25 protein-coding genes are annotated in these 26,574 nt (G+C 72.8%); 15 read left to right on the forward strand and 10 right to left on the reverse strand.

Annotated elements, in window-relative coordinates:
- The first annotated feature begins 186 nt into the window (after window positions 1-186).
- Entirely contained in the window at window positions 187-666 is a 480-nt protein-coding gene (locus ACFO3Q_RS00410) for a DUF192 domain-containing protein (RefSeq protein WP_377002542.1), read from the forward strand.
- A gap of 70 nt (window positions 667-736) precedes the next feature.
- Window positions 737-1,582, forward strand: a complete 846-nt coding sequence (locus tag ACFO3Q_RS00415; RefSeq protein ID WP_377002543.1) for a SirB1 family protein — start codon at window positions 737-739, stop codon at window positions 1,580-1,582.
- 22 nt (window positions 1,583-1,604) lie between these two features.
- Here the strand turns inward: ACFO3Q_RS00415 and ACFO3Q_RS00420 are convergent, their stop codons facing one another.
- On the reverse strand, window positions 1,605-1,799 hold the full coding sequence (locus tag ACFO3Q_RS00420; protein WP_377002544.1) for a rubredoxin: 195 nt from the start codon (window positions 1,797-1,799) through the stop codon (window positions 1,605-1,607).
- 57 nt (window positions 1,800-1,856) lie between these two features.
- Between ACFO3Q_RS00420 and thiE the strand changes: the two genes are divergently transcribed.
- Both thiE and hemL read left to right on the forward strand, forming a co-directional pair.
- A complete protein-coding gene (gene thiE, locus ACFO3Q_RS00425; protein WP_377002545.1) occupies window positions 1,857-2,498 on the forward strand; it encodes a thiamine phosphate synthase in 642 nt (213 codons plus the stop codon).
- A gap of 28 nt (window positions 2,499-2,526) precedes the next feature.
- A complete protein-coding gene (gene hemL / locus ACFO3Q_RS00430; protein ID WP_377002547.1) occupies window positions 2,527-3,813 on the forward strand; it encodes a glutamate-1-semialdehyde 2,1-aminomutase in 1,287 nt (428 codons plus the stop codon).
- Between the two features lie 24 nt (window positions 3,814-3,837).
- Here the strand turns inward: hemL and ACFO3Q_RS00435 are convergent, their stop codons facing one another.
- Window positions 3,838-5,073 carry an acetylornithine/succinylornithine family transaminase gene (locus ACFO3Q_RS00435; RefSeq protein WP_377002548.1) on the reverse strand — a complete coding sequence of 412 codons (1,236 nt, stop codon included), beginning with the start codon at window positions 5,071-5,073 and terminating at the stop codon, window positions 3,838-3,840.
- Between the two features lie 181 nt (window positions 5,074-5,254).
- On the opposite strand from ACFO3Q_RS00435, the gene ACFO3Q_RS00440 reads away from it, so the two are divergent.
- On the forward strand, window positions 5,255-6,121 hold the full coding sequence (locus ACFO3Q_RS00440; RefSeq protein ID WP_377002549.1) for an ion transporter: 867 nt from the start codon (window positions 5,255-5,257) through the stop codon (window positions 6,119-6,121).
- Here the strand turns inward: ACFO3Q_RS00440 and ACFO3Q_RS00445 are convergent.
- From ACFO3Q_RS00445 to ACFO3Q_RS00465, 5 genes are all read right to left on the reverse strand, one after another.
- A complete protein-coding gene (locus tag ACFO3Q_RS00445) occupies window positions 6,109-6,927 on the reverse strand; it encodes an SDR family oxidoreductase (protein ID WP_377002550.1) in 819 nt (272 codons plus the stop codon). The two genes, ACFO3Q_RS00440 and ACFO3Q_RS00445, sit on opposite strands and share 13 nt — an antisense overlap.
- A gap of 5 nt (window positions 6,928-6,932) precedes the next feature.
- Window positions 6,933-7,574: a phosphotransferase gene (locus tag ACFO3Q_RS00450; protein ID WP_377002551.1), complete on the reverse strand. Its 642-nt coding sequence runs from the start codon at window positions 7,572-7,574 to the stop codon at window positions 6,933-6,935.
- Window positions 7,575-7,668: 94 nt separating this feature from the next.
- Entirely contained in the window at window positions 7,669-8,259 is a 591-nt protein-coding gene (locus ACFO3Q_RS00455) for an LON peptidase substrate-binding domain-containing protein (protein ID WP_377002552.1), read from the reverse strand.
- Between the two features lie 42 nt (window positions 8,260-8,301).
- Window positions 8,302-9,660 (reverse strand): UDP-N-acetylmuramate:L-alanyl-gamma-D-glutamyl-meso-diaminopimelate ligase, encoded by a 1,359-nt coding sequence (gene mpl / locus ACFO3Q_RS00460; protein ID WP_377002984.1) that lies wholly within the window; start codon window positions 9,658-9,660, stop codon window positions 8,302-8,304.
- 16 nt (window positions 9,661-9,676) lie between these two features.
- Window positions 9,677-10,252 (reverse strand): adenylate kinase, encoded by a 576-nt coding sequence (locus ACFO3Q_RS00465; protein ID WP_377002554.1) that lies wholly within the window; start codon window positions 10,250-10,252, stop codon window positions 9,677-9,679.
- 275 nt (window positions 10,253-10,527) lie between these two features.
- Between ACFO3Q_RS00465 and ACFO3Q_RS00470 the strand changes: the two genes are divergently transcribed.
- Together ACFO3Q_RS00470 and ACFO3Q_RS00475 are read left to right on the forward strand one after the other, a co-directional pair.
- Window positions 10,528-11,406 carry an SIR2 family protein gene (locus ACFO3Q_RS00470; protein WP_377002555.1) on the forward strand — a complete coding sequence of 293 codons (879 nt, stop codon included), beginning with the start codon at window positions 10,528-10,530 and terminating at the stop codon, window positions 11,404-11,406.
- Between the two features lie 253 nt (window positions 11,407-11,659).
- The gene (locus ACFO3Q_RS00475) at window positions 11,660-13,711 is read left to right on the forward strand and encodes a sodium-translocating pyrophosphatase (RefSeq protein WP_377002556.1); all 2,052 of its coding nucleotides are present in this window, start codon (window positions 11,660-11,662) and stop codon (window positions 13,709-13,711) included.
- Window positions 13,712-13,724: 13 nt separating this feature from the next.
- On the opposite strand, the gene ACFO3Q_RS00480 is transcribed toward ACFO3Q_RS00475, so the two are convergent.
- Entirely contained in the window at window positions 13,725-14,258 is a 534-nt protein-coding gene (locus ACFO3Q_RS00480) for a hypothetical protein (protein ID WP_377002557.1), read from the reverse strand.
- 178 nt (window positions 14,259-14,436) lie between these two features.
- Window positions 14,437-16,023 (reverse strand): M91 family zinc metallopeptidase, encoded by a 1,587-nt coding sequence (locus ACFO3Q_RS00485; protein WP_377002558.1) that lies wholly within the window; start codon window positions 16,021-16,023, stop codon window positions 14,437-14,439.
- Between the two features lie 173 nt (window positions 16,024-16,196).
- Here ACFO3Q_RS00485 and ppa point away from each other — a divergent pair, with 173 nt between their 5' ends.
- Window positions 16,197-16,724, forward strand: a complete 528-nt coding sequence (gene ppa, locus ACFO3Q_RS00490; protein WP_377002559.1) for an inorganic diphosphatase — start codon at window positions 16,197-16,199, stop codon at window positions 16,722-16,724.
- Between the two features lie 103 nt (window positions 16,725-16,827).
- Complete coding sequence (locus ACFO3Q_RS00495; RefSeq protein ID WP_377002560.1) at window positions 16,828-17,919, forward strand: HDOD domain-containing protein; 1,092 nt, start codon at window positions 16,828-16,830, stop codon at window positions 17,917-17,919.
- A 34-nt stretch (window positions 17,920-17,953) separates the two neighbouring features.
- On the opposite strand, the gene ACFO3Q_RS00500 is transcribed toward ACFO3Q_RS00495, so the two are convergent.
- A complete protein-coding gene (locus tag ACFO3Q_RS00500) occupies window positions 17,954-18,550 on the reverse strand; it encodes a DUF4136 domain-containing protein (protein ID WP_377002561.1) in 597 nt (198 codons plus the stop codon).
- A 564-nt stretch (window positions 18,551-19,114) separates the two neighbouring features.
- On the opposite strand from ACFO3Q_RS00500, the gene ilvD reads away from it, so the two are divergent.
- From ilvD to ACFO3Q_RS00530, 6 genes are all read left to right on the forward strand, one after another.
- Window positions 19,115-20,818: a dihydroxy-acid dehydratase gene (gene ilvD / locus ACFO3Q_RS00505; RefSeq protein ID WP_377002562.1), complete on the forward strand. Its 1,704-nt coding sequence runs from the start codon at window positions 19,115-19,117 to the stop codon at window positions 20,816-20,818.
- Between the two features lie 11 nt (window positions 20,819-20,829).
- Entirely contained in the window at window positions 20,830-21,861 is a 1,032-nt protein-coding gene (ilvC, locus tag ACFO3Q_RS00510) for a ketol-acid reductoisomerase (protein WP_377002564.1), read from the forward strand.
- Window positions 21,858-23,627 carry an acetolactate synthase 2 catalytic subunit gene (ilvG, locus tag ACFO3Q_RS00515; RefSeq protein WP_377002565.1) on the forward strand — a complete coding sequence of 590 codons (1,770 nt, stop codon included), beginning with the start codon at window positions 21,858-21,860 and terminating at the stop codon, window positions 23,625-23,627. The genes ilvC and ilvG overlap by 4 nt, the downstream gene beginning before the upstream one ends.
- The gene (locus ACFO3Q_RS00520; protein WP_377002566.1) at window positions 23,611-23,847 is read left to right on the forward strand and encodes an ACT domain-containing protein; all 237 of its coding nucleotides are present in this window, start codon (window positions 23,611-23,613) and stop codon (window positions 23,845-23,847) included. Before ilvG ends, ACFO3Q_RS00520 begins: the two co-directional genes overlap by 17 nt.
- Window positions 23,838-24,722 (forward strand): aminotransferase class IV, encoded by an 885-nt coding sequence (locus ACFO3Q_RS00525; RefSeq protein WP_377002567.1) that lies wholly within the window; start codon window positions 23,838-23,840, stop codon window positions 24,720-24,722. Before ACFO3Q_RS00520 ends, ACFO3Q_RS00525 begins: the two co-directional genes overlap by 10 nt.
- 81 nt (window positions 24,723-24,803) lie before the next feature.
- On the forward strand, window positions 24,804-26,405 hold the full coding sequence (locus ACFO3Q_RS00530) for a 2-isopropylmalate synthase (protein ID WP_377002568.1): 1,602 nt from the start codon (window positions 24,804-24,806) through the stop codon (window positions 26,403-26,405).
- The last annotated feature ends 169 nt before the right edge of the window (window positions 26,406-26,574 follow it).

A 26,574-nucleotide genomic window follows, 5' to 3' on the forward strand; every position in this document is an offset into this window, starting at 1 on the left:
TCGCTTCCCTCTTCCGGCCCCGCGACTCTCGCCCCGGGGAGCCGCTCATCATACATGAGATCCGCGGCTCGTCAACAGGTTTCGAAGAACTTTCTTCTTCATCACCCCGCCGTCGTTCAGACCGGCGCCGCCTCGCTGAGCGGTCGGCTAGTATAGGCGCATCTTCCGGCGCCGCGCTAGTCCCCCATGACAACTTTTTTTCGCCGGGCCTCCCGCGCCCGCCTCCTCCTTGCTCTGCTCCTCCTGTGGGCGCTCGCGCTGCCCGGCTGCGCGTCGAGCGAACCGTGGGTGGAGCTCCGCGGCCAGCGCTTCACGGTGGAACTGGCCATGGACGACGAGAGCCGGGCGCGGGGGCTGATGTTCCGGGAGGAGATGGCGCAGGACCGCGGCATGCTCTTCATCCATGAGGAGGAGGCGCCGCTGGCCTACTGGATGAAGAACACGCGGATCCCGCTGGACATCCTCTACTTCGATGCCGAGCGTCGGCTGGTCTCCGCACAGCTCGGCGTGCCCACCTGTTCGGCGGGCGACCGCTGCCCGCCTTACCCGAGCGAGCGGCCGGCCCTCTACGTACTGGAGCTCAACGCAGGCGTCGCGCGAAGGCTCGGCGTGCAGCGCGGAGACACGCTCACCTTCTCGCCCGAGATCGAGCGCCAGCTGCCCTGAAGACATCCTGCCGACGAGCAGGACGCCCCCGCGCTTGATTCGTCACGGACGGGCATCCACATTCGTCGGCATGGACAGGCCCAAGACACTTCCGGACTGGGACGCGCTGGCGACGCTCGCCGACGACGACGTCCCGCTGCTCGACACGGCCCTGCTGGTCGCGCGCGACGAGTATCCCGATCTCGACCCGGAGCTCTACAGGGAGCGCATCGCCGGCTACGCGGCGGCCCTGCGCCCGAGGGTGGAGGCGCTCGAGGATCCGGCGGCCAAGATGGCGGCGATCAACCGCTATCTGTTCGAGGAGCTGGGCTTCGCGGGCGACGCGGACCGCTACTACGACCCGCGCAACAGCTATCTCAACGACGTCTTCGACCGTCGCCGCGGCATTCCGCTGTCGCTGGCGATGGTGCAGATGTCGCTGGCGCGCGCGCTGGACGTGCCGCTGGACGGCGTCTCCTTCCCGGGCCACTTCCTGGTGAGCCTGGCGGTCGACGACGGGGTCCTGGTGATGGACCCCTTCAACCGCGGCCGCTCGGTGGGCGCGGACGAACTGAAGCAGCGGGCGACCCCGCACCTCGGCGGGCAGACGCCCGACGACGAGCTGCTGTTCGAGATCCTGGCGCCGGCGTCCAACCGGGCGATCGTCATGCGCATGCTGCGCAACCTGAAGTCGCTGTACGCCGAGGGCGAGCGCTGGGAGAAGGTCGCGCGCTGCGCCGACCGGCAGCTCAAGCTGGCCCCGGGGACGCTCGACGGTCTCCGCGACCGTGGCCTCGCCTACCTGCGCCTCGGTCACGCGGCGGGCGCGCGCGAGGATCTTGGCCGCTATCTCTCGCTGGCGCCCGGGGCGGCGGACGCCGACGCGGTCCGCAACGCCATCATCGAGGCGGGACAGGCGCCCGTCCGCCTGCACTAGGCGGACCGCGCCCGCTGCGGGATCAGACGACCATCATCTCGAAGTCGTCCTTGGTGACGCCGCAGTCCGGGCAGGTCCACGTGTCGGGCACGTCCTCCCAGCGTGTGCCGGGAGGAATGCCCTCCTCGGGAATCCCGACGGCCTCGTCGTAGATGAACCCGCACACCACGCACATCCAGGTGCGGGTGGGCGAGGCGGTGGCGGATGCATCGGTCATGGCGCTCGGGGACTAGACTGCACGGCCCTGCATTTTCCCACGATCGTGGTTTCCCGCGTGAACGCAGCCAGCCTGCCCAGTGGCGGCCTCTATCTCCTGACGCCCGACGATCCCGACACCGACCGCCTGCTGCGGCGGGTGGAACAGGGCCTGCGCGGCGGCGCCCGCCTGCTCCAGTACCGCAACAAGACGGCACCTCCCGCGCTCCGGCGCGCGCAGGCGCTTGCCCTGAAGCGCCTCTGCGACGATGCGGGCGTCCCGCTGATCGTCAACGACGACGTGGCCCTGGCGGAGGCCGTCGGCGCGGCCGGCGTGCATCTGGGCGCGGAGGACGGCGGTATCGCCGCCGCGCGCGCCCGGCTGGGCGAGTCCGCCATCGTCGGCGCCTCCTGCTATGCGGATCCGGCGCGCGCGCGCGCCGCGGCGGAGGCGGGCGCTAGCTACCTCGCCTTCGGCGCCTTCCACAGCTCCGGGACCAAGCCACTGGCGGTGCGCGCCGAACCCGCCATCCTCGCCGCCTGCGCGGGCCTCGGCCTGCCGCGAGTGGCCATCGGCGGGATCACCCCGGACAATGCGCGTCCGCTGGTCGAGGCCGGCGCCGACTTCCTCGCGGTCATCGACGGCGTGTTCGGCGCTCCCGACCCGACCGCGGCCGCGCGCGCGATCAGCGCCCTGTTCCCGCCGCCCGCGCGCGGCTGACCTTCCCTTCCGCGATACGACGACCCGAATGAAGACCGACGCGTCCCACGCCCTGTTCACCCGCGCCCTCGACCTGCTCCCCGGAGGCGTCAACTCGCCCGTCCGGGCCTTCGGATCCGTCGGCGGCGAGCCGTTCTTCGCCGAGCGCGCGGAAGGCGCCTACCTCTGGGACGTGGACGGCAACCGCTACATCGACTACGTGGGCTCGTGGGGGCCGATGATCGCCGGGCACGCGCACCCCGCGGTGATGTCCGCGGTCGAGACGACCATGCGCAAGGGCCTGTCCTTCGGCGTTCCGAACGCGCTGGAAGTGCGCATGGCCGAAACCATCGCCGCGATGGTGCCGAGCTGCGAGATGGTCCGGATGGTGAACTCGGGCACCGAGGCCACGCTGTCGGCGATCCGCCTGGCGCGCGGCGCCACCGGGCGCACGCGGATCGTCAAGTTCGAGGGCTGCTACCACGGCCACGGCGACTCCTTCCTGGTCAAGGCGGGCTCCGGCGCCCTGACCTTCGGCCTGCCGAACTCGCCGGGCGTGCCCAAGCCGCTGGCGGACCTGACCCTCACCCTTCCCTACAACGATGCCGCCGCCGCGGACGCGCTGTTCGCCGAGCACGGCGACGACATCGCCGCGCTCATCATCGAGCCGATCGCCGGCAACATGAACTGCATCCTCCCGCGCGAGGGCTACCTCCGGCACCTGCGCGCGCTGACCGAGAAGCACGGCGCCCTGCTGATCTTCGACGAGGTCATGACCGGCTTCCGCGTCGCCCCGGGCGGTGCGCAGCAGCTGTTCGGCGTGACGCCGGACCTGAGCACCTTCGGCAAGATCATCGGCGGCGGCATGCCCGTCGGCGCCTACGGCGGCCGCCGCGCGCTGATGTCGCAGGTGGCTCCGGCGGGGCCGGTCTACCAGGCCGGCACCCTGAGCGGGAACCCCGTGGCCATGGCGGCGGGACTGGCGACGCTGGACCTCGTGCGCGCACCGGGCTTCCACGAGGACCTGCTGCGCAAGACCCACCTGCTGTGCGACGGCCTGGAGGCCGCCGCGCGCGACGCGGGGGTGGCGGTCACGACCAACCGCGCGCCGGCCATGTTCGGCCTGTTCTTCACCGACCGGAAGGTCGAGAGCTACGCCGAGGCGACCGCCTGCGACGTGCAGGCGTTCAACCGCTTCTTCCACGGCATGCTCCGCCGCGGGGTCTACCTGGCGCCGAGCGCGTACGAGGCCGGTTTCGTGTCGAGCGCGCACAGCGACGCGGACATCGCCGCGACCGTCGAGGCGGCGCGCGGCGCCTTCGCCGAGGCGGCCTGACCGCCGACGCGCGCAACCGGCGGCTCAGCCGCCGGCCGTCGTCGCCACGAAGGAGGCGAGTGCCGCGCGCAGGCGCGCCAGCCCGTCCGCGAGTTCCTCCTCGGTGAGGTTCAGCGGCGGCACGAAGCGCAGCACGTCGGGCCCCGCCTGCAGCATCAGCAGGCCGTGGCCGGCGGCATGGTCGAGGATCTCCCCGGCCCGGCCGCGCCAGGCCGGTGCGAGCACCGCCCCGAGCATCAGGCCGCGGCCACGGATCGCCCCGATCAGGCCGAACTCCTCGGCCAGCCCGGCCAGCGCCGCCCGCAGCGTCTCGCCGCGGGCCGCGACGTCGTCCATCAGCGCCGGCGCGCGCAGCTTGGCCAGCGCCACCCGCGCCACCGCCGCGGCGAGCGGATTGCCGCCGAAGGTCGTGCCGTGGGCACCGAAGCCCAGACTCTGCGCGGGACCGGGCGCCACCAGCATGGCGCCGATGGGGAACCCCGCGCCCAGTGCCTTGGCGAGGGTCACCACGTCGGGACGCACGCCGTCGTGCTCGTGCGCGAACAACCGCCCGGTGCGGCCCATCCCGGCCTGGATCTCGTCCAGCATCAACAGGGCACCGTGGGCGTCGCAGAGGGCGCGCAGCTCCGCGAGGAAGCCCGGCGCCGCAGGCATCACCCCGCCCTCGCCCTGGATCGGCTCGACCAGCACCGCACAGACGTCGCCGCCGGCGAAGGCGGCGCGCGCGGCCTCGACGTCGTTGAAGTCCACGTAGCGGAAGCCGCCCGGCAGCGGCTCGAAACCCTCCTGGTACTTCGGCTGCGCGGTCGCGGTGACCGTCGCCAGGGTGCGGCCGTGGAAGCTGCCGCGGAAGGTCAGGATGACCCGCCGCTCCGGCCCCCGCCCCTGCGCCGCCGCGTGGCGGCGGGCAAGCTTGATCGCCGCCTCGTTGGCCTCGGCGCCCGAGTTGCACAGGAACACGCGCTCCGCGAAGCCGCTGGCCTCGACCAGTTCCTCCGCCAGCCGCAACGGCGGTTCGCTGTGGAAGACGTTGCTGGTGTGCCACAACAGCCCGGCCTGGGCGGTGAGCGCGGCGACGAGGTCGGGGTCGCAGTGGCCGAAGGCGTTGACCGCGATGCCCGCGGCGAAGTCCACGTAGTCGCGCCCGTCGGTGTCCCACACCCGCGCGCCCTGCCCGCGCGCGAGCACCATCGCCCGCTGGCGGTAGATCGGCAGATAGTGGCGCTCGCCCTTGGCGAGCAGGTCGGCGGTGGCGGTCATTGCGGCAGGTCGTCGGGGAAAGGACGCGATTATCCGGGATGCCGCGCCGGCTGCGCAGGGGCTTTCGCTCGCCTGTGCGCGGCGTTGCGGCCAGAATCGGGCCGGAGCATCCGCAGAGAGGGTCGATGACGCGCCATCGCAGCAGCTTCCGCCCCGCGCCGTTCCTGCAGGGAGGGGCCGCATGAACAGGCCCGACCCGGAACTGGGGCCCGCGCCGACGCCGGTCCGGCGGCGGATCTACGCGGTCGTGTTCGGGCACGACACCCGCGCCGGCCTCGCCTTCGACCTGTGCCTGATGGTGGCCATCGTCGCGAGCGTGCTGATCGCGATGCTCGACAGCGTGGAAGGCCTGCACGCGCGCTACGGCCACGCCTTCTACGCGGTCGAGTGGGGGTTCACCGTCCTGTTCACGGTGGAGTACCTGCTCAGGCTGTGGATCGTCGCGCGCCCGCTGCGCTATGCGCGCAGCTTCTACGGGGTGATCGACCTGCTGGCGATCCTGCCGACCTATCTGTCGCTGCTCGTCGCCGGAAGCCAGTACCTGCTGGTCATCCGCATCCTGCGCATCCTGCGCGTGTTCCGCCTGTTCAAGCTGGTGCGCTTCCTCTACGAGGCGCGCCAGCTCTCGGACGCGCTGCGCCGGAGCGCGCGCAAGATCTTCGTGTTCGTCTTCGCGATGCTGACCATCGTGACGGTGTTCGGCGCGCTCATGTACCTGATCGAGGGGCCGGAGCACGGCTTCGACAACATCCCGCTGTCGATGTACTGGGCGATCGTCACGGTGGCGACGGTGGGCTTCGGCGACATCGCCCCGGCGACCGCACTCGGCCGCATGCTCGCGTCGGTCCTCATCCTGATCGGCTACGGCATGATCGCCGTGCCGACCGGCATCTACACCGCGGAGCTGGCCTCGGGCCTGCGCCGCGGAGCGCGCCAGCGCGCCTGCCCGCGCTGCCGACTGCGGGGGCACGAGGCCGACGCCGTGTTCTGCCGCCAGTGCGGGGCCGGCCTGGCGTTCGAGACCCCGCCGGAACCTCAGTCGAGGTAGAGGTCGGGGAGCAGCGGCCTGGACGGATCGACCGCGTAGCGGTCGAGGTCGGTGATGCCGGCTTCGGCGAGCACCTCGTCGTCGATCAGGAAGCGGCCCGTGCGCTCCCGCGCCGGCCGCGCCAGCACCAGCGCCGCGGCGTCCGCCATGATCTCCGGCGACCGGCCGTTGCGCGCCTCCACACCGGGGATCATGTTGAGCGCGTCGGTCGCGATCAGGGTGCGCGGCCACAGCGCGTTCACGGCCACGCCGCGGGGACCGAACTCGGCCGCGAGGCCGAGGGTGACGAAGCTCATGCCCATCTTCGCCAGCGTGTAGGCGGTATGCGGGCCCCACCACTTCGGGTCGAGCGACGGCGGCGGCGCAAGCGTCAGGATGTGCGGATCCGGCGCCTCCAGCAGGTGCGGGAGACAGGCCTGGGCGCACAGGAAGCTGCCGCGCGCGTTGACCTGCTGCATGAGGTCGAAGCGCTTCATCGGCGTCTCGAGCGTGCCGCGCAGCCAGATGGCGCTGGCGTTGTTGACCAGGGCGTCGATCCGGCCGAAGCGCTCCACCGCCCGCGCCACCGCCTCGTGCACCTGGGCCTCCTCGCGGATGTCGACCTTCAGCGCCAGCGCCTGGCCGCCCGCGGCCTCGACCGCGGCGGCCGTCTCGTGGATGGTGCCCGGCAGCTTCGGGTTGGGAACCCCCGACTTCGCGGCGACGACGATGTTGGCGCCCTCGCGCGCGAGGCGCACCGCGATGGCGCGGCCGATGCCGCGCGACGCCCCGGTGATGAAGATGGTGCGGTCGGTGAAGAGGCCCATGTCGTTCAGTTCCTGCCTTCGTTGTCGCGCCAGCCGAGCAGGCGCCTGGTGATGAAGCGGTAGACCGGCTTGCCGGTCGCGAACCAGCATTCGCGCAACCAGGACGGCCGCGCCAGCAGCCGCCGCTCGACCGGGGTCAACCGTTCCGGACAGTAGGTGCGCTTGTGCTTGAGGAGGTGCCGCAGGTCCTCGCGCGCGAGCAGGCGCATCCACCGGGCGCGCGGGTTGCCGCGCACCGCGATCTGGAAATCGACCACCGCCGGCGTGCCGTCGTCGCGGACCAGCCAGTTGGACTCCTTGGCGAGGTCGTTGTGGCAGACGCCCGCGCGGTGCACGGCCTGGATCAGGCGCCGTGCCGCGCGGAAATAGGCGATGTCGCGGGGCCTGCCCTCGTACATCGGGCGCCCCTCGATGTAGCTGCGGTCGAGGCTGCCCTGCCTGAAGGCAAGGACGCGCGGGACCGCGGGGACGCGCTCCAGCCGGCGCAGGCAGGCGGCCTCGTTGCGGGCCAGCCAGCCCGCCAGCCGCGGCAGCGGGGCGCCCCGGTAGTCGCGGCGGATCACCGGGACCGCACCGCTGCGGATGCAGACGATGCGCCCGAACAGGTCCTTCTTGAGCAGGCTCTCGCGGGCGGGGAAGACGGCCATGACCGCAATGCTACCGGCTGGGCCGGGCGTGTCGACGCTGGAAGCCGCCGCTGCGCGACGCAGCGGCGGCACGGCCCCGGCCGCCGGCTCCGACCTATTCCTGCTGGAACTGCGGCAGGGCCTCGACGAGCCGGTCGAGGCGACGGTGCGGATCGTCCTCCTGCAGCAGCTGCTGGCGCAGTTCCGCACCGATCGGCAGCAGCTCGGCGAGGCGCCAGCCGACCCAGTCGGCCTCGTCGAACCGATGCTGCGCCGCCCCGGCGTGCGGCCCCTGCGCCACCTCCAGCAGGCGCGCGAGCAGGACCGCGAGCAGGCCGTGCTCGGGGCGCAGCGCGGGCGCGGTGTCGGGCGGGCACCAGCGCACGTCGGCCAGCAGCAGGCCGTTGTCGCGCACCCGGGTCCGGTTCACCCGGAAGCGCCGCCGGCCGCGCGCGACGATGGCCAGCAGGCCGTCGTCGGTGGTCGAGAAGTCGACGATGGAGGCCTCGGTGCCCACCGCCGCCGGCGTCGCCAGTGCGCCGACCTCCGCGCCGCCGAGGATGAGGCAGACGCCGAAGCCGCTGCTCGCGCGCGCACAGTCGCGGACCAGGTCGAGGTAGCGCGTCTCGAAGATCCGCAGCCCCACCTCGCCGCCCGGGAAGAGCACGGTGTTCAGCGGGAACAGCGGCAGTGCGTCGGCGACCATGCGGCCAGTCTAGGACCTGGACGCGCGACGCGCCGGTCGACGTCAGCCGGCGAGCGCGGTGGCGAAGCGGCGCGGCGCGGCCTCGAAGCCGCCGTTGGACATGAACACCACGCTGTCCCCCGGACGCACGCGCGCGCGCAACGCGTCGATCAAGGCCTCCACGGTGCCGACCGCGACCCCCTCGCCACGCAGCGCCGCCACCACGCGGGTGGCGTCCCACGGCAGCTCCGGCCGCTGCAGGAACACCACCGCATCCGCGCCTTCCAGCGACGGCGCGAGCTCGTCGGCGTGCGCGCCCAGGCGCATGGAGTTGCTGCGCGGCTCCAGCGCCACCAGCACGCGCCCGCGGGTGGCGGCGCGCAGGCCGGCGACCGTCGTGCGGATCGCGGTGGGGTGATGGGCGAAGTCGTCGTAGACGCGGATGTCGCCGTGCTCGGCGACCAGCTCGAGGCGCCGCTTGACGCTGCGGAAGCCCGCCAGCGCCGCGCAGGCCTCCGCGGGAGGCACACCGACCGCCGCCGCCGCGGCGACCGAGGCGACCGCGTTCAGCACGTTGTGCTCGCCCAGGAGGGACCACGCCACCTCGCCCACCGGCGTCCCGCGGTGAAGCACGGCGAAGGCCGAGCCGTCCGGACGGCTCGGCCGCGCGGCCCACTCGAACGCGGGATCCAGGCCGAAGCGCTCGACCGGCGTCCAGCAGCCCATGCCGAGCACCCGCGCGATGTTGGCGTCGTGGCCGTTCGCCACGATCCGCCCGCTGCCGGGGATGGTGCGCACCAGGTGATGGAACTGGCGCTCGATGGCGGCCAGGTCCGGGAAGATGTCGGCGTGGTCGTATTCGAGGTTGTTGAGCACCGCGACCTGCGGCCGGTAGTGCACGAACTTGGAGCGCTTGTCGAAGAAGGCGGTGTCGTACTCGTCGGCCTCGACCACGAACTCCGCGCCGCTGCCCAGCCGCGCGGACACGCCGAAGTTCTCCGGCACGCCGCCGATGAGGAAGCCGGGGTCTCGGCCGGCGGCGTCCAGCACGTGCGCCAGCATCGAGGTGGTGGTGGTCTTGCCGTGCGTGCCCGCCACCGCGAGCACGCGGCGCCCCGGCAGCACCTGCTCGGCGAGCCACTGCGCGCCCGAGGTGTAGCGCAGGCCGGCGTCGAGGACGTGCTCGACCGCCGGATTGCCGCGAGAGAGGGCATTGCCGACCACGACCTGGTCGAGATCCGCCGAGAGATGCCCCGCGTCGTAGCCGGACGCCAGCGCGATGCCCAGCGCCTCGAGCTGGGTGGACATCGGCGGATAGACGTTCTGGTCCGAGCCTTCGACGCGATGCCCCTGCTCGCGCGCGAGGGCCGCGACGCCGCCCATGAAGGTGCCGGCGATCCCCAGGATGTGCAGTTTCACGATCGCGTTCCGCGCCGCCTCAGGCGGCGGTGGCCTGCTCCGTCGCGGCGATGATGCGCGCGAACACCTCGTCCAGCCCACCGACGCCGTCGACCAGCGCAAGACGGCCGCGCTCGCGGTAGTGCTCCACCACCGGCGCGGTCTGCTCGTCGTAGACCTTCAGGCGGTGGCGCACGGCCTCGGCGCTGTCGTCCGCGCGGCCTTCGGCCTTGGCGCGGCCGGCGATGCGCTCGACCAGCAGCTCGGTGGGCACCTCGAGCTGGATGGCGGCATCCACCGGCTGGCCCAGGCGCTCCAGCAGCGCATCGAGCGCGGCGGCCTGGGCGAGGTTGCGCGGATAGCCGTCGAGGATGAAGCCCTTGGCCACGTCGGGCTGCGAGAAGCGGCTCTCGAGCATGCCGAGCAGGATCTCGTCGGACACCAGGTCGCCGCGGGCCATGATGGCCTTGGCCTCGTTCCCGAGCGGGGTGCCGGCGGCGACCTCCGCGCGCAGCAGGTCGCCGGTGGAGATGTGCGGCACGTCGAAGTGCGTCTTCAGCCGAGTGGCCTGCGTGCCCTTGCCCGAACCGGGCGCGCCCAGAAGTACCAGTCGCATCGCTGTGGGGGTTCCCGTATGTGGGCGGCGCGAACGCGGCGTCCGCCTGAAAAGAACGACGCACGGCGCGCAACGGTTCCTCGCGATCACTCGCCCAGCCGTACGCCCGTGCGGACCGGGCAACGCTACCCGCCGGCGCGGGGACAAGTCAAACCGGTCGCCGCGGCGTTCACTCGGCGCTGCCGGGCCGATCACGCCACCGCTGCCGCACCGCGGCTACACCTGTCGCCGCGCACCCGGGAACCGGCTGCGCACAGTCCCGACGACGCGAGGCCATGGCCGTTCCACAACCCGACGCCGCCCTCGGCGGCGACGCCATCGAACAACTCGTGCAGGCCTACCGGTCGCGCAGCCTGATGCTCTTCGTCGGCGCGGGCGTGTCGATGAGCCTCGGGCTGCCCTCCTGGCACGAGCTGGTGGACCACATGGCGGAGGAGCTCGGCTTCGACCCGGAGGAGTTCCGCGGCTACGGCAGCGAGCTGACCCTGGCCGAGTTCTACCGCATCGCCAAGGGCCAGATCGGCCCGCTGCGCAGCTGGATGGACCGCGAGTGGCACAGCGGCGCCTACGACATCGCCAACTCGCGCATCCACGCACTGATCGCGCGCGCCGAGTTCGACCTCATCTACACCACCAACTACGACCGCTGGATCGAGAAGGCCTTCGAGCACCACGGCAAGCCCTACCTGAAGATCACCGGCGTCGGCGACCTCTCCGCCGTCTGCGGCGACAGCACCCAGATCGTGAAGTTCCACGGCGACTTCGACGACGACACCTCGCTCGTGCTCGACGAGAGCAGCTTCTTCGAACGCCTGGAGTTCGAGTCGCCGCTGGACATCAAGCTGCGGGCGGACGTGCTCGGGCGCTCGGTGCTGTTCATCGGCTACAGCCTCTCCGACATCAACATCCGCTACCTGTTCTTCAAGCTGTCGAAGCTCTGGCGCCAGGCCCCGCACGGGGTGCCGCAGCCGGTCTCCTTCATCTTCTCGACGCGGCCGAACCCGGTGCAGGAGGCGGCCCTGGCGCAGTGGAACATCCGCATGATCGCCGCCGACGGCGACGACCCGGCGGAGTCGCTGGAACGCCTCATGACCCGGCTGGTCGAGGCGACGCCGGCGCGCCCGCGTGCCGCGGCGGCCGCCGGCAAGGCATAGCACGGGAAGCGCGACCGCTGACCGGGCGGCGGATGCTGCGGGTGCAGCGTGGCTGTCGCCGGTCGCATTGGACATACTCGGGGCGCGGCCGGCGGCCGCGTGGCATTCCTGTGGTCGAACGGTTCCGGCGTGTGCGCTCGGGAAACGCTCCACGAATCCCGAATCGCCAGCTCGACGCGCGCAGCGCGTCCTGAAACCGCCCCCTCCGTGCGCCCGCGCCCGAAGTGCTTTTCGACACGGAGAAGACATCCCCATGCTGCAGACCCACGGACTCTGGCTGGCGCTGGCCTGTGCCGCGCTCGCGATCGCGTTCGGCATCGTCTGGACCCGGCAGGTGCTGGCGCGGCCCGCCGGCGACGCCCGCATGCAGGCCATCGCGCAGGCGATCCAGGAAGGTGCGGCCGCCTACCTCAACCGGCAGTACACGACGATCGCGATCGCCGGCGTCGTGCTCTTCCTGGCGCTGGGCCTGGCGCTCGACTGGGGCACCGCCATCGGCTTCCTGCTCGGGGCCGTGCTCTCCGGGGCGGCCGGCTACATCGGCATGAACGTCTCGGTGCGCGCCAACGTCCGCACCGCCGAGGCCGCGCGGCACGGCATCAACGCCGCCATGGACGTGGCGTTCAAGGGCGGCGCCATCACCGGCCTGCTGGTGGTGGGGCTGGGCCTGCTCGGGGTCGCCGGCTACTACGCGGTGCTGCAGGGCATGGGCGTCGCGACGGACGCGGCGCTGCACGCGCTGGTGGGCCTGGCCTTCGGCAGCTCGCTGATCTCGATCTTCGCGCGCCTGGGGGGCGGCATCTTCACCAAGGGCGCCGACGTCGGCGCAGACCTGGTCGGCAAGGTCGAGGCCGGCATTCCCGAGGACGACCCGCGCAACCCGGCGGTGATCGCGGACAACGTCGGCGACAACGTGGGCGACTGCGCCGGCATGGCGGCGGACCTGTTCGAGACCTACGCGGTCACGGTCATCGCGACCATGCTGCTGGGCTTCCTGATGGCCGGGACGGTCGGCGCGAACGGCGTGCTCTATCCGCTGGTGCTGGGGGGGGGCTCCATCCTCGCCTCGATCGTCGGCACCTTCTTCGTGCGCATCGGCGGCAACGGCTCGATCATGGGCGCGCTGTACAAGGGGGTGATCGTCTCGGGCCTGCTCGCGGCGGTCGCGTTCTACCCGGTCACCGCCGCGCTGATGGGCGACTCCGCGCTCGGCACGCTCAACCTCTACGGCTGCGCCCTGGTGGGCCTGGTGCTGACCGGCGTCATCGTGTGGATCACCGAGTACTACACCGGCACCGACTACCGACCCGTGCGGCACGTCGCCGCCGCCAGCACCACCGGCCACGGCACCAACATCATCGCCGGGCTCGGCGTCTCGATGAAGGCCACCGCCTGGCCGGTGCTGGCGGTCTGCGCGGCGATCTGGGCCTGCTACAGCCTCGCAGGCCTCTACGGCATCGCCATCGCGGCGACGGCGATGCTGTCGATGACCGGCATGATCGTGGCGCTCGACGCCTACGGCCCCATCACCGACAACGCCGGCGGCATCGCCGAGATGGCCGAGCTGCCGCCGGAGGTGCGCGCGGTGACCGACCCGCTGGATGCGGTCGGCAACACCACCAAGGCCGTGACCAAGGGCTACGCCATCGGCTCCGCCGGCCTCGCCGCGCTGGTGCTGTTCGCGGACTTCACCCACAACCTGGAGGCCGCGAACCCCGCCGCGACCTTCCGCTTCGACCTCGCCGACCCGGCGGTCATCATCGGCCTGTTCATCGGCGGCCTGATCCCCTACCTGTTCGCGGCGATGGCGATGGAGGCGGTGGGCCGCGCGGCGGGCAGCGTGGTCGAGGAGGTGCGCCGGCAGTTCCGCGAGATCCCCGGGATCATGGACGGCAGCGGCAAGCCGCAGTACGACCGCGCGGTGGACATGCTCACCCGCTCGGCCATCCGCGAGATGATCGTGCCCTCTCTGCTGCCGGTGCTGGTCCCGGTGGCGGTCGCCTTCGGCATGAACTGGCTGATGGGCCCGGGGGCGGGCATCCGCGCGCTCGGCGGCCTGCTGATCGGCACCATCGTGACCGGCCTGTTCGTCGCGATCTCCATGACCACCGGCGGCGGCGCCTGGGACAACGCCAAGAAGTACATCGAGGACGGCCACCACGGCGGCAAGGGCAGCGAGGCCCACAAGGCCGCGGTCACCGGCGACACCGTCGGCGATCCCTACAAGGACACGGCCGGGCCCGCGGTCAACCCGCTGATCAAGATCATCAACATCGTCGCCCTGCTGCTGGTGCCCCTGCTCTAGGCGGGCCGGCCGGTCACTCCGCGAAGCGGCCGCGCGCCGGGTCGAACCACGGCGTGCACAGGATGCGCTGGCCCTGCTCGATCACGCGCAGGGTCGGCATCCACACGCCCTCGCCGCGGTCGACGAAGTCCTCCTCGACGAAGTCGGCCACGCCGAGGCAGTAGCGGACGCGGCGCGCCTGCACCATCCCGAAGCGGCCCCCGGCGTCGCGTGCTGGCGCCTCCACCGGCGTCGGCACCAAGAGTTCGCCCTCGGCGGAACCGCCCGGCGGCAGCACCCGGGCCAGCGGGAGGATGGGACGCGTCGGCGCGGGGTCCGGGAGCGGCAGGCCGGTCTGGGCGATGCTGGCGTCGCCCTCGCCCTCCAGGTCGATGCGGAACACGCCGCCGCCGGGGCGCTGGTTGGTCCCGCGGTCGAACACCGCCAGCGGGACCTCGCCGTCGTTGGCGAGGCGATAGCGCAGGCGCAGGACCTCTCCGGCGTCGATGGCGACCGCGAGCACGGCCGCGCCATCGCGCAGCTCGGCGGTGGGACGGGATGTGGACACGTGGATCGGCTCCTCTGCCGCGATGGCGCCCGGGAACGCGCCTGCCGCGGCCAGGACGCAGCAGGCGAGGCGGGCCCGGATCATGCCGCCGAGCCTAGCAGGCGCGGCGGCCCGCGGAGGGCCCGACCGCCGCGGCAGGCACGCACGGCGGCGGCGCCCCGGCATGCGTCGTTCGCGGTCACAGCGTGTAGTGCAGGCGCAGCGGCAGGCCCAGCTCGGTTCGCAGGCCGTTCTCGGTCAGCGGGAACGGGTTGTGCGCGATAGGACCGCTGCCGTCGCCGAAGTCGTAGACGAAGTCGCTCTCCACGCCGACCGCCTGGCGCTCGGCGTTCGGCACGCTGCCTGCGTCGACGCGGTCGCTGCCGTTGTAGGTGCCCGGGAAGAAGGTACCGGTGACGCCGTTGAAGGCGTGCGAGAGCTCGTGGTAGAGCACCACCACCGGGGCCGGGAACTCCTGCGCCATGAAGAAGTCGGGGTTGTAGCGCACCTCGACGTCGGAGCCGGCGCTCGGGCGGCCGTTGACGATCCGCCCGCCCGAGCTGATCGCATAGCCGTTCTGCTCGTTGGCCAGCTCGCGGATGGCGACGGTGTTACCGGAGGCGTCGGCCGCGGCATCGAGCGCGGCCAGCATCTGCTGCCCGGCCGGCGAGGAGGCCAGCATCGCCAGGTCGGCCTGCACGCGCTGCACGAACTCGGGCGAGCCCTCCACGCTCACGCCGCGGCTGCCCAGCGCGGGCCGGTCGGCGACGTCGACGGTCTCCACCGCGGCGCCGCTGCCGGTGGCGATGGCGTGGGCATCGGCCCCGCCGAGCGCGTAGACCACGTTCCCGCGGCCACCCTCGACCTCGATGCGGTCGCTGCCGCCGCCGGTGTAGATGCGGTCGTTGCCGGTCCCGCTGTACACGAGGTCGTCGCCGGCGCCCGTATGCACCATGTTGTCGCCGGCGCCGGTGTAGATCAGGTCGTCCCCGTCCCCGCCGTCGATGTAGTTGCGGCCGTTGCCGACCCGGACCTCGTCGCTCCCGCTCCCGCCGTAGATCACGTTGTTGCCGTCGCCGGCGACGATGGTGTTGCTGCCGCCGTGGCTGACCACGTAGTTGTCGCCGGCGCCCGCGTCGATGGTGTCGTTGCCGCTGCCGGTGAAGATGCGGTCGCTGCCGCCGCCGGTGGCGATGGTGTTGTCGCCGGACTCCGCACGGACCACGGTGTTCACGCCGACGTCCGGCGCCACGACGATCACGTCGTCGCCGCCCCCGGCCCGGATCTGCAGCTCCTGGCCCTGGGCGAGGCGCAGGTCGATGCGCTGGCCGTTGACGTCCACGGCCAGCGCGCCGTTCGCGCCCTGCGACACCTGGATGCTGTCGGCATCGTCGCCGGTCACCAGGGTCAGCTGGTCGCTGGCGAGGTAGTAGCGGCCGCCGTACTCGGTGAGCGTCTGCTCGCGCTGCACGACGACCTCGCTGCCCCGGTGCAGCACGTCGGTGACCACCGGCTTGCCGTCGGGCGTCTCGGTCTGGGTCCGCTCCGCGGCATTGCTGCCGTTGCCGTCCACGGTGACGGGCACGGCGGCGAGGCGACTGCGCTGCGCGACGTCGGTCAGGGCGTACTCGGCGCTCACCAGGCGGCTCGACTGCGGTTCGCTCAACAGGCCGGGCGGCGCCTCCTGGAGCGTCGGACCGGCCCAGTAGCCCTGGAGGTCGTTGGCGCGGGCCTGGGCGGTGGCGGCGTCGGCGAGAGGCGTGCGGACATCGAGCTGCAGGGACATGGCGGGACCTCGGAAGCGGCGAAGATGACAGGGGAATGACAGGGATACGCCCCGGTACGGACCGCCGCCAAGCTGGGGCGGACCCCAGCCCCCCTGCTGCGACGCAGCAGCGCATGCCTTACCATGCCCGCCCCCGCAACCACTGGCCGCACGGCCACAACCCAGGAGAGCGCATGGGCCTCGACCGCGTCCCCACCGGCAAGGATGTGCCGAACGAAATCAACGTCGTCATCGAGATCCCCAAGGATTCGGAGCCGGTGAAGTACGAGGTGGACAAGGACAGCGGCGCGATCTTCGTCGACCGCATCCTGTCGACCCCGATGCGCTATCCCTGCAACTACGGCTACGTGCCGAACACCCTGTGCGGCGACGGCGACCCGGCCGACGTGCTGGTCGTGCTCCCGCTGCCGCTCATCCCGGGTTCGGTGGTCCGCTGTCGCCCGGTCGGCGTGCTGAAGATGAGCGACGAGGCCGGCAGCGACGAGAAGCTGCTCGCCGTGCCGGTCGCCAAGATCTTCGCCGGCTACGCGCACATCGAGGACATCGACCAGGTCTCGTCGCACTGGCTCGAGCGCATCGGCCACTTCTTCGAGCACTACAAGGACCTCGAGAAGGGCAAGTGGGTCAAGGTGGACGGCTGGGGCAACGCCGAGGAGGCGCGCCGCATCCTGACCGAGGCGGTCGAGCGCGCCGCGAAGTAACCGGTCCCCGGGCCGTCCCGGCGCAGCCCGCGGGCGGCCCGCTTCGCTGCTAGACTCGGGCGCACCGGCGCGCCTGCGCCCGGTGCGGGGAGTCGGGGGGTTGGTGCGCGTAGTCATCGCGGTGCAGGCCGAAGGGGCCGACAGGGAACTGGCCGGCGCGCTGGTCGACTATGGGGTCGACTGGGACGTCGAATGGACGGCGGATGCCGGTGCGGCCGCGGCGGTCCGCGACGCCGACGTGGTGGTCGCCGATGCGCACGCGCCCGGCGGCATCGACCTGCTCCAGCAGGTCCGGCTCGGCAACCCCAAGGCCGTGCGCATCCTCGTGCTGGACGAGGACGGGAACGATGCGCCCGGCGCGCTGCGCGCGCTCGAGAACACCCACCGCTTCCTGCGCCGCCCGCTGTCCGCGGACGAGATCGTCTCGGCGGTGGAGAGCGTGATCGAACTCCACCAGATGCTGGATTCGACCGACCTGCGCGAGGCCATCGGGCGCATCGGTGCCCTGCCCCCGCCGCCGCGGCTCTACCTGGAACTGCACCGCAAGCTGGAGGATCCCCGCGCCACCACCGCGGCGATCAGCGCGCTGATCGCGCAGGACCCGGCGACGGCGGCGAAGGTGCTCCGGCTGTGCAACTCGGCCTATTTCGCCTTCGGCCGCAAGGTCACCGACATCCGCTCGGCGGTCGTCCGCCTGGGCCAGGACGCGATCCGCCGCGTCGTGCTGGCCGGGGAGGTGTTCGCCCTCAGCGCGCCCGAGGGCATCGACCGCGACGCCCTCAGCCGGCGGGCGATGGTGGCCTCGCGGCTCGCCGCGCGCCTGCTCGACGGCCCGAGCGCCGACCTCGCGGCGACGGCCGCGGTGGTCGCGGAAGTGGGCATGCTGCTGCCCGGCGTGCGCATCCCGGAGGAGCCCGCGCTGGCCAAGACCCGCGGCCCGCACTATGCGGAAGCGGGCGCCTACCTGCTGGGCCTGTGGGGCCTGCCCATGCCGATCGTCGAGGCGGTCGCCAACCAGCGCCAGCCGCGCCGCAGCCGGTTCCGCGGCTTCTGGGTCGGCGGCGCGGTGCACGTGGCGACCTCGCTCGCGGCGGGCTACCCGCTCGACGAGGCCTATCTCGAGAGCCTCGGCCTGACCGGCCGCGTCCCGATGTGGAAGGAGATGGCCGAGGCCATCCGCGCCTCGGGCATCTAGTCGACGGACGCGGCCGCGCCCGCCGCGGACGACGTCAGTAGACGGGGCCGGCGCTGCCCGCCCGGAACGGGTACTGGGCGAAGATCTCCGCGATGCTCTGGTCCAGCCGCGCCGCACGCTCGTCCGGGGACCGCGTGTTCGCCACCCGGCCGACCGACACGCCCTCCCAGACCAGGCGGTTCTGCGCGACGTCGACGATGTCGACGTTCAGCGTGCCCTCGGTGTAGCGGGTCACCTGGGTACGGTCGCGCCAGTACGGCACGGCGAAGTAGCCGCGGGCGCGGTAGCTGTAGTAGTACGCGTAGTCGACGGTCGGCATCGAGTAGACGTCGGTCCGCTCCTGCAGGTAGGCGTTGATGTTCACCCACAGGTCGGGGTTGGCCTCGTCGTACACGTAGCCGCGCGCCTCCATCTCGCGGCGCGTGGCGTCCTTGACCCGCTGCGTCGAGAACGACGAATAGCCCTCGCGGTCCATCGCCAGCGGCGAGTAGAACGCGAAGCTGCGGTAGCGGCTGAAGTCGGCCTGCGGATCGACCTCGGTGCGGATCGACGGACCGGTCGCGCACGCCGCGAGCAGGGCGACCAGTACGAGCACCGCGCCACGCGCGAGCCAGCGGGAAACAGGGGACATGGACTCACTCCGGTTCGTTTCGTTCTGAAGGCCCAGTACGCCGGCGGACGGCGCCCGGTTGCAGTCGCGCGACGGCGCGTTCAGCAGCCAGCCGGCCACGCGGACGATGTTCCGCCCGACGCGGTGTGGGGCGCGTCATTCTGACGCGGACCGGACGATCCCCGCACCTGCCGGAACGCAGGGGCTCCGGGGCCGACGGGCGGCGCCGGGCGCCGTTGGCCTTTGCGATCAGCCGCTTGGCGCGCGTCGCGACCGGCGGCGCGAACGGTTTCAGCACAAACTGTTGACAGCGCCCGTTCAGCGTGTTCTGGTCCGCAACATGAACCTTGATGCACTGCCGCAGACCCGCACCGCCGCGCTCCCGCGCGGCGTCGCGCCTGCCGCAGCGCCGGTCGCGCTCGTCCTCGTACTTTCGCTTCTTATTACCTCGCCGACAGGTGCGGAATCGTCGTGACCGACTGAAACAACGCAACAACCAGGTCCCGAATCGAGAACCCCGCACCGGCAACGGCGCGGGGTTCTTCGTTTTTCAGGGTCTGGCCCGTCCCGCAGGGAGCAGCCAGCTTGAACAGCGACGCCATCAAAACAGGTCCCGCCCGCGCGCCCGCCCGGGCCATGCTGCGGGCTACGGGACTGGACGACGCCGCCATCGCGCGGCCGATGATCGCGGTGGTCCACACCTGGACCGACGTGTCGCCCTGCAACATGACCCTGCGCGACCTGGCCGGCCACGTCCGCGCGGGCGTGGTCGCGGCCGGGGGCACGGCGATGGAGTTCAACACCATCGCGGTCACCGACGGCATCGCCATGGGCTCGGACGGCATGCGCGCCTCGCTGGCCTCGCGGGAGACCATCGCGGACTCCATCGAGCTCGCGGTCCGCGGCCACTGCCTCGACGGCGTCGTGCTGCTGTGCGGCTGCGACAAGACCATCCCCGCCGCCGCCATGGCGCTCGCGCGGCTCGACCTGCCGGGCGTCGTCCTCTACGGCGGCACCATCATGCCGGGCCGCTGCCACGGCCGCGCCACCACGGTTCAGGACGTGTTCGAGGCGGTCGGCGCGCATGCGGCAGGCCGCATCGACGACGCCGAGCTGGATGCGGTCGAGCGCAGCGCCTGTCCCGGCGCCGGCGCCTGCGGCGGGCAGTTCACCGCCAACACCATGGCGATGGTGCTGACCTTCCTCGGCATGTCGCCGCTCGGCGACAACGACATCCCGGCCACGCATCCGGCGAAGGCGGCGGCCGCGCGCCGCTGCGGCGAGCTGGTCATGGCGCGCCTGCGCGAAGGCGCGGGCGGACGCGCCCTGGTGACGCCGGCCTCGCTGCGCAACGCCGCGCGCGCGGTCTCGGCCACCGCCGGTTCGACCAACGCCGCCCTGCACCTGCTGGCCATCGCGCACGAGGCCGGCGTGCCCTTCGACCTGGAGGAGTTCGAGGCCACGGCGCGGGTGCCGGTCATCGCCGACCTCAAGCCGGGCGGTCGCTACACCGCGGCGGAGATGTACGCCATGGGCGGCACCGCCCTGGTGGCGCGCGCGCTCGCCGACGCCGGCCTGCTCGACGACGTGCCGACAGTGACGGGGCGTGGCTTCCTCGCCGAACTCGCCGACGCGCCGCCGGGCGATCCCGCGCAGGACGTGGTGCGGCCGCTCGGCGACCCGATCAAGCCCAGCGGGGGCTACTCGATCCTCTACGGCGACCTCGCCCCGGAGGGCTGCATCCTCAAGCTCGCCGGGCACGGGCGCAGCCGCCACGAGGGTCCCGCGCGGGTGTTCGATTCGGAGGAGGCCGCCTTCGCCGCGGTGCAGGCGCGCGCCATCCGCGCCGGCGACGTGGTGGTGATCCGCTTCGAGGGCCCGGCCGGCGGCCCCGGCATGCGCGAGATGCTGGCGGTCACCGCGGCGCTGGTGGGACAGGGACTCGGCGACGAGGTCGCCCTGGTTACCGACGGCCGCTTCTCCGGCGCCACCCGGGGCTTCATGGTCGGCCACGTCGCCCCGGAGGCCGCGCGCGGCGGCCCGCTCGCCCGCCTGCGCGACGGCGACCGCATCCGCATCGACGCCGTCGCGCGCCGCATCGAGGTCGACGCCGACCTCTCCGTGCGCACGCCCGCGCGCATCGCGCCCCGCGTGGTCGGCGGCGCGCTGGGCAAGTACGCGCGCCTGGTCGGCTCCGCCGCACGCGGCGCGGTCACCACCGATCCCCCCGCGCCGGCGACGCCGCCGCGCGCCGTTCCCACGGCCCACCTCCTCGCCACCACCGACTGAAGAGCCCGACCATGACCCAGACCTCCGCTTCCTCCTCGCAGCGCCCGCGCATCGCGGTGATCGGCTATGGCAGCCAGGGCCGTGCGCACGCCCTCAACCTGCGGGATTCCGGCTTCGACGTGACCGTGGGGCTGCGCCCCGGCGGCCCGACCTCCCTGCGCGCGCGGGAGGACGGCTTCATCGTGCGCACGCCGGTCGAGGCCGTCGCGTCCGCCGATCTCATTGCAGTGCTGACGCCCGACATGGTGCAGCCCCAGCTCTACGCCGAGACGATCGCGCCGAACGCCAGGCAGGGCGCGACCCTGCTGTTCGCGCACGGCTTCAACGTGCACTTCGGCCAGATCGCGCCGCGCGCCGACCTCGACGTGGTGCTGGTCGCGCCCAAGGGCCCGGGCGCGCTGGTGCGCCGCGAGTACGAGATCGGGCGCGGCGTCCCCTGCGTCTGGGCCGTCCACCAGGACCCGGCGGGGCGCGCCGAGGCGCATGCCATGGCCTATGCCGCCGGCCTTGGCGGCACCCGCGCCAACGTCATCCGCACGACATTCAAGGAGGAGACCGAGACCGACCTGTTCGGCGAGCAGGCGGTGCTGTGCGGCGGCGCCAGCGCCCTGGTGCAGGCCGGCTACGAGACCCTGGTCGAGGCGGGCTACCAGCCGGAGATCGCCTACTACGAGGTGCTGCACGAGCTGAAGCTGATCGTCGACCTCTTCTACGAGGGCGGCATCACGCGGATGCTCGAGTTCATCTCGGAGACCGCGCAGTACGGCGACTTCGTCAGCGGGCCGCGCATCGTCGACGCCGGCACCAAGGCGCGCATGAAGGCCGTGCTGTCGGAGATCCAGGACGGCACCTTCGCGCGCAACTGGATCGCCGAGTACCGGGCCGGTCTGCCGAACTACACCGCCTTCAAGCAGGCGGATCTCGCGCATCCGATCGAGGAGACCGGGCGCCGCCTGCGCGCCTCGATGCGCTGGCTCCAGGCGAACCGCGAGGCGTCCTCCACCACGCAGGATGCGGCGGACAAAGCCGCCGCGGCCGCATGAACGCGCTGGCGGCCGAGGCCCTGCCCGCCGGGGAGCCCGCCGACGCCCCGCGCCCGCAGCCCGCGAACGGCGCGCAGTGGCTGGTGCGCGCGCTCGAGGCGGAAGGCGTGGACGTGCTGTTCGGCTACCCCGGCGGCACGATCATGCCGTTCTACGACGCCCTGGTGGACGCGCGCCTGCACCACGTCCTGGTGCGCCACGAGCAGGGCGCGGCGCTCGCCGCCAACGGCTACGCGCGCGCCAGTGGCCGGGTCGGCGTCTGCGTGGCGACATCGGGGCCCGGCGCCTCGAACCTGGTCACCGGCATCGCCGACGCGCTGCTGGACTCGGTGCCGATGGTGATCCTCACCGGCCAGGTCGCCACGCCGCTGATGGGCACCGACGCCTTCCAGGAACTCGACGTGTTCGGCATGACCCTGCCCATCGTCAAGCACAGCTTCCTCGCGCGGGCGGTGGACGAGCTGCCGCGGATCGTCGCCGAAGCCTTCCGCCTCGCCCGCGAGGGCCGCCCCGGGCCGGTGCTGATCGACCTGCCCAAGGACGTGCAGCTCGCCGATGCACGCCACCTGCCGGCGCACTGCCCTGCGACCGTGGCGCCGCCACCGATGCCCGAGGAGGCGGCCCTCGTCGAGGCCATCGCCGCCATCGCGACCGCCGAGCGTCCCGTGGTCTACGGCGGGGGCGGCATCGCGCTGGGAGATGCGGTCGAGGCCTTCCGGACCTTCGTCGAGGCCGCCGCGCTGCCCACCGTGCTGACCCTGCGCGGCCTGGGCGCCCTGCCGCCCGGGCATCCGCAGGCCCTGGGCATGCTCGGCATGCACGGCAGCCGCGCGGCCAACATGGCGGTGCAGGAGGCCGACCTGCTGGTGGTGGTCGGCGCCCGCTTCGACGACCGCGCCACCGGCAGGCTGGACGGCTTCGCGCCGGAGGCGCGGGTGGTCCACCTCGATGCCGACCCCTGCGAGATCGGCAAGCTGCGCGCCGCCGACATCGCCATCCCCGGCGCGCTTGCGCCGGCGCTGCGCATGCTCGCCGCCGCGCGCAGTCCCTGCGAGGCATGGCGGGAACACTGCCGCGAACGCGCCGAACGCCACGCACCGCGCTACGACGCGCCCGGGAACGACATCTACGCGCCCGCCCTGCTGCGCATGCTGTCCGAGCGCGCGCCGGACGACGCCGTGATCGCCTGCGACGTCGGCCAGCACCAGATGTGGGTCGCCCAGCACTGCGGCTTCCACCACCCGCGCAACCACCTGACCAGCGGCGCGCTGGGCACCATGGGCTTCGGTCTGCCGGCCGCCATGGGCGCGCAGCTGGCCTGCCCCGGACGCAGCGTGGTGCTGGTCTCCGGCGACGGCAGCTTCATGATGAACGTGCAGGAGCTCGCCACCGTCGCGCGCTGCCGGCTGCCGATCCGGATGGTCCTGCTCGACAACGCGGCCCTGGGCATGGTGCGCCAGTGGCAGGAGCTGTTCTTCGCCGAGCGCTACAGCGAGATCGACCTGTCCGACAACCCGGACTTCGCGGCGCTGGCGCGGGTGTTCGGCATCCCGGCCTGGCGCATCGAGCGCCGCGACGAGGTCGGACCCGCGCTCGACGCGCTGTTCGCCGTCCCCGGCCCCGCCCTGCTGCACGTGGCCATCGATGCCCGCGCCAACGTCTGGCCGCTGGTGCCGCCCAACCACGCCAACCACAGCATGCTCGACGCCCCGCCCGCGGGCGCCGGCGCGCCGAGCCGGGAGCCGCGCCGTGCGCTATCGGCTTGAGCTCGTGCTGCGGTCCGCGGACGGCGCCCTGCAGCGGGCCATCGGCTTGGTCGAGCGCCGAGGCTTCGCCCCCCGCGCCATCGAGGGCGCCCCCGACGGCGCCGACGGCTGCTGGCGCCTGCGCATGACGGTGGAGAGCAGCCGCCCGCCGGAACCCCTGCGTCGCCTGATGCAGAAGAACCACGACTGCCTGCAAGTGGAGATCACCGCATGTCCCTGATGCTCTGGTTCGACGGCCGCCTGGGTCCCCAGGACCAGCTGGCCGCGCCGCTCACCACCCACGCCCTCCACTACGGCACGGCCGTCTTCGAGGGCATCCGCAGCTACGCGACCCCCGACGGCGCCGCGGTGTTCCGCCTCGACGACCACCTCGAGCGCATGCGCCGCGGCGCCGAGGCGCTCGGCATGGAGTTCGATGTGGCCCGCGCCGCGGCCGCGACCATCGCCGTGCTCCGCGCCAACCACCACCGCGACGCCTACGTGCGGCCGCTGCTGTGGTGCGGCACCGGCGGCCTCGGCCTCGACGTGGCGCCGCTGACGCGCCACCTGATGGTGGCCTCCCTGCCGTGGAAACCGCATCTGGGCGAGCGGCCCATCCGCCTGACGGTCTCGCCGATGCGGCGCAACCCGGCACGGGCGATGCCGCCGCTGAAGCTCGCGGGCGGCTACGTGAACGCCATCCTCGCCAAGCGCGAGGCCACGGCGCGCGGCTACGACGACGCGCTGTTCGTGGACGAGGCCGGCGCGGTGGTCGAGTGCAGCGGCGTCAACGTGTTCCTGGTGAAGGACGGTGCGGTGGTGTCGGTCGAGCATGCCGATGCGCTGCCCGGCATCACCCGCGACACGGTGCTGGCGCTGAGCGGCGGCAGCACCCGCGCGGTGGGCCTCGACGAGCTGCTGGATGCCGACGAGGTGTTCGTCGCCGGCACCTCGGCCGAGGTCCTGCCGGTCGCGGAGATCGACGGCCGCCGCTTCGGTCCCTCGCCGGTGGCCGATGCCCTGCGTGCGGAGTACCTGCGCGTCGTGCGCGGCGGCGCGCCGCAGCACGAGGCATGGCTGACCCGCGTGCCCGGCGCGCACGCCCATGCCGCCTGACCCGACGCGGCCGATGCCGCGCCTTCCCTGCCCTGCGGCACACGCCGCCCGCCCGGGCTTTCCTTCAGAGGAGTGCACCGCATGACCGCATCCGACCCCTCGGACCAGGTACGCGTCTTCGACACCACCCTGCGCGACGGCGAGCAGTCGCCGGGCTGCAGCATGACGCCGGCGCAGAAGCGGGTGTTCGCCCGCGCGCTCGCCGAGCTCGGCGTGGACGTCATCGAGACCGGCTTCGCCGCCAGCTCGCTGGCCGACATGGAGGCCTGCCGCGCCATCGCCCAGGATCTGCGCGAGACCACGCTGTGCAGCCTCGCCCGCTGCAGCGACGGCGACATCGACGCCGCCGCACGCGCGCTCGAGCACGCCGCGCGGCCACGCATCCACGTCTTCATCTCCACCAGTCCGCTCCACCGCGAGCACAAGCTGCAGCTGAGCCGGGAGCAGGTGCTCGAGCGCGCGGTGCGCGGCGTGGAGCGCGCGCGCGGCCTGGTGGACGACGTCGAGTTCTCCGCCGAGGACGCGCTGCGCACCGAGGAGGACTTCCTGGTCGAGATCTTCTCCGCCGCCATCGCCGCCGGCGCGGGCACCATCAACGTGCCCGACACCGTGGGCGTCGCCACACCGGGCGAGATGCGCGGGCTGTTCGAGCGCCTGCGCGCGCGCGTCGCCGGGGCGGAGCGGGTGGTGTTCAGCGCGCACTGCCACAACGACCTCGGCCTCGCGGTCGCCAACTCCCTGGCCGCCATCGAGGGCGGCGCGCGGCAGGTGGAGGTGGCGGTCAACGGCATCGGCGAACGCGCCGGCAACTGCGCCCTGGAGGAGCTGGCGATGGCCCTGCGCACGCGTGCGGCCTGGTACGGCGTCGGCACCGGCATCCGGACCGGGCGTCTGCTGGCGACCTCGCGCCTGCTCACGCGCCTGACCGGCATGGGCGTGCAGCGCAACAAGGCCATCGTCGGCGCCAACGCCTTCGCGCACGAGGCCGGCATCCACCAGCACGGCATGCTGAGGCACCGCGGCACCTACGAGATCATGCGCCCGGAGGACGTGGGCTGGCCGGCCACGCGGATGGTGCTCGGGCGCCACAGCGGCCGTGCCGCCGTCGCCGACCGCCTGCGCGCCCTCGGCTACGTGCTGGAGGACGACGCGCTGAACGACGTGTTCGCGCGCTTCAAGGCGCTCTGCGAGACCCAGCGCCTGGTCGAGGACGCCGACCTGCAGCGTCTGGTCGAGGGCGAGGATGCGGCCGGCGCCGGCTGGCGCATCGCCGCGCTGAGCGTCGCCGACGGCCGCCGCCGCGCCCACGCGCAGGTGGTGCTTTCCGACCCGCTCGGCGGCGTGGTCACCGAGACCGCCGAGGGCGACGGCCCCGTCGCCGCCCTGTTCGCCGCCATGGCCCGCGCCACCGGCATCGCGCTGACGCTGGAGAGCTACCAGGTGCACAGCATCGGCATCGGCGCCGACGCCCGCGGCGAAGCCAGCCTCAGCGTCGCCCACGAGGGCGTCGAGTACACCGGCACCGGCACCAGCCGCGACATCATCGAAGCCAGCGCCCTGGCCTGGCTGGACGTCGCGAACCGGGTGGCGAGGAAGGAGGGTGGAGCGGGAATGGGGAACCGGGAATCGGGACCCGGCACGCGCCCTGGCCCCGCACGCCCCGCTCCAGCCGTGGCGTGTTGAGGCGGGACTGGGCCTGGGGCGGGCGCAGGGCGCAGGGCGCAGGGCGCAGGGCAAGAATGGGCACGGGGCTCGGGGCACAGGGCTCGAAAACAAGCCCAAGTAGCCAGCCCCACGCCCACGCCCTAAGCCCTAAGCCCTAAGCCCTAAGCCCTAAGCCCTAAGCCCTAAG

The sequence above is a fragment of the Coralloluteibacterium thermophilum genome (assembly GCF_042654365.1).
GTDB classification, from domain to species: Bacteria; Pseudomonadota; Gammaproteobacteria; order Xanthomonadales; family Xanthomonadaceae; genus Coralloluteibacterium; species Coralloluteibacterium thermophilum.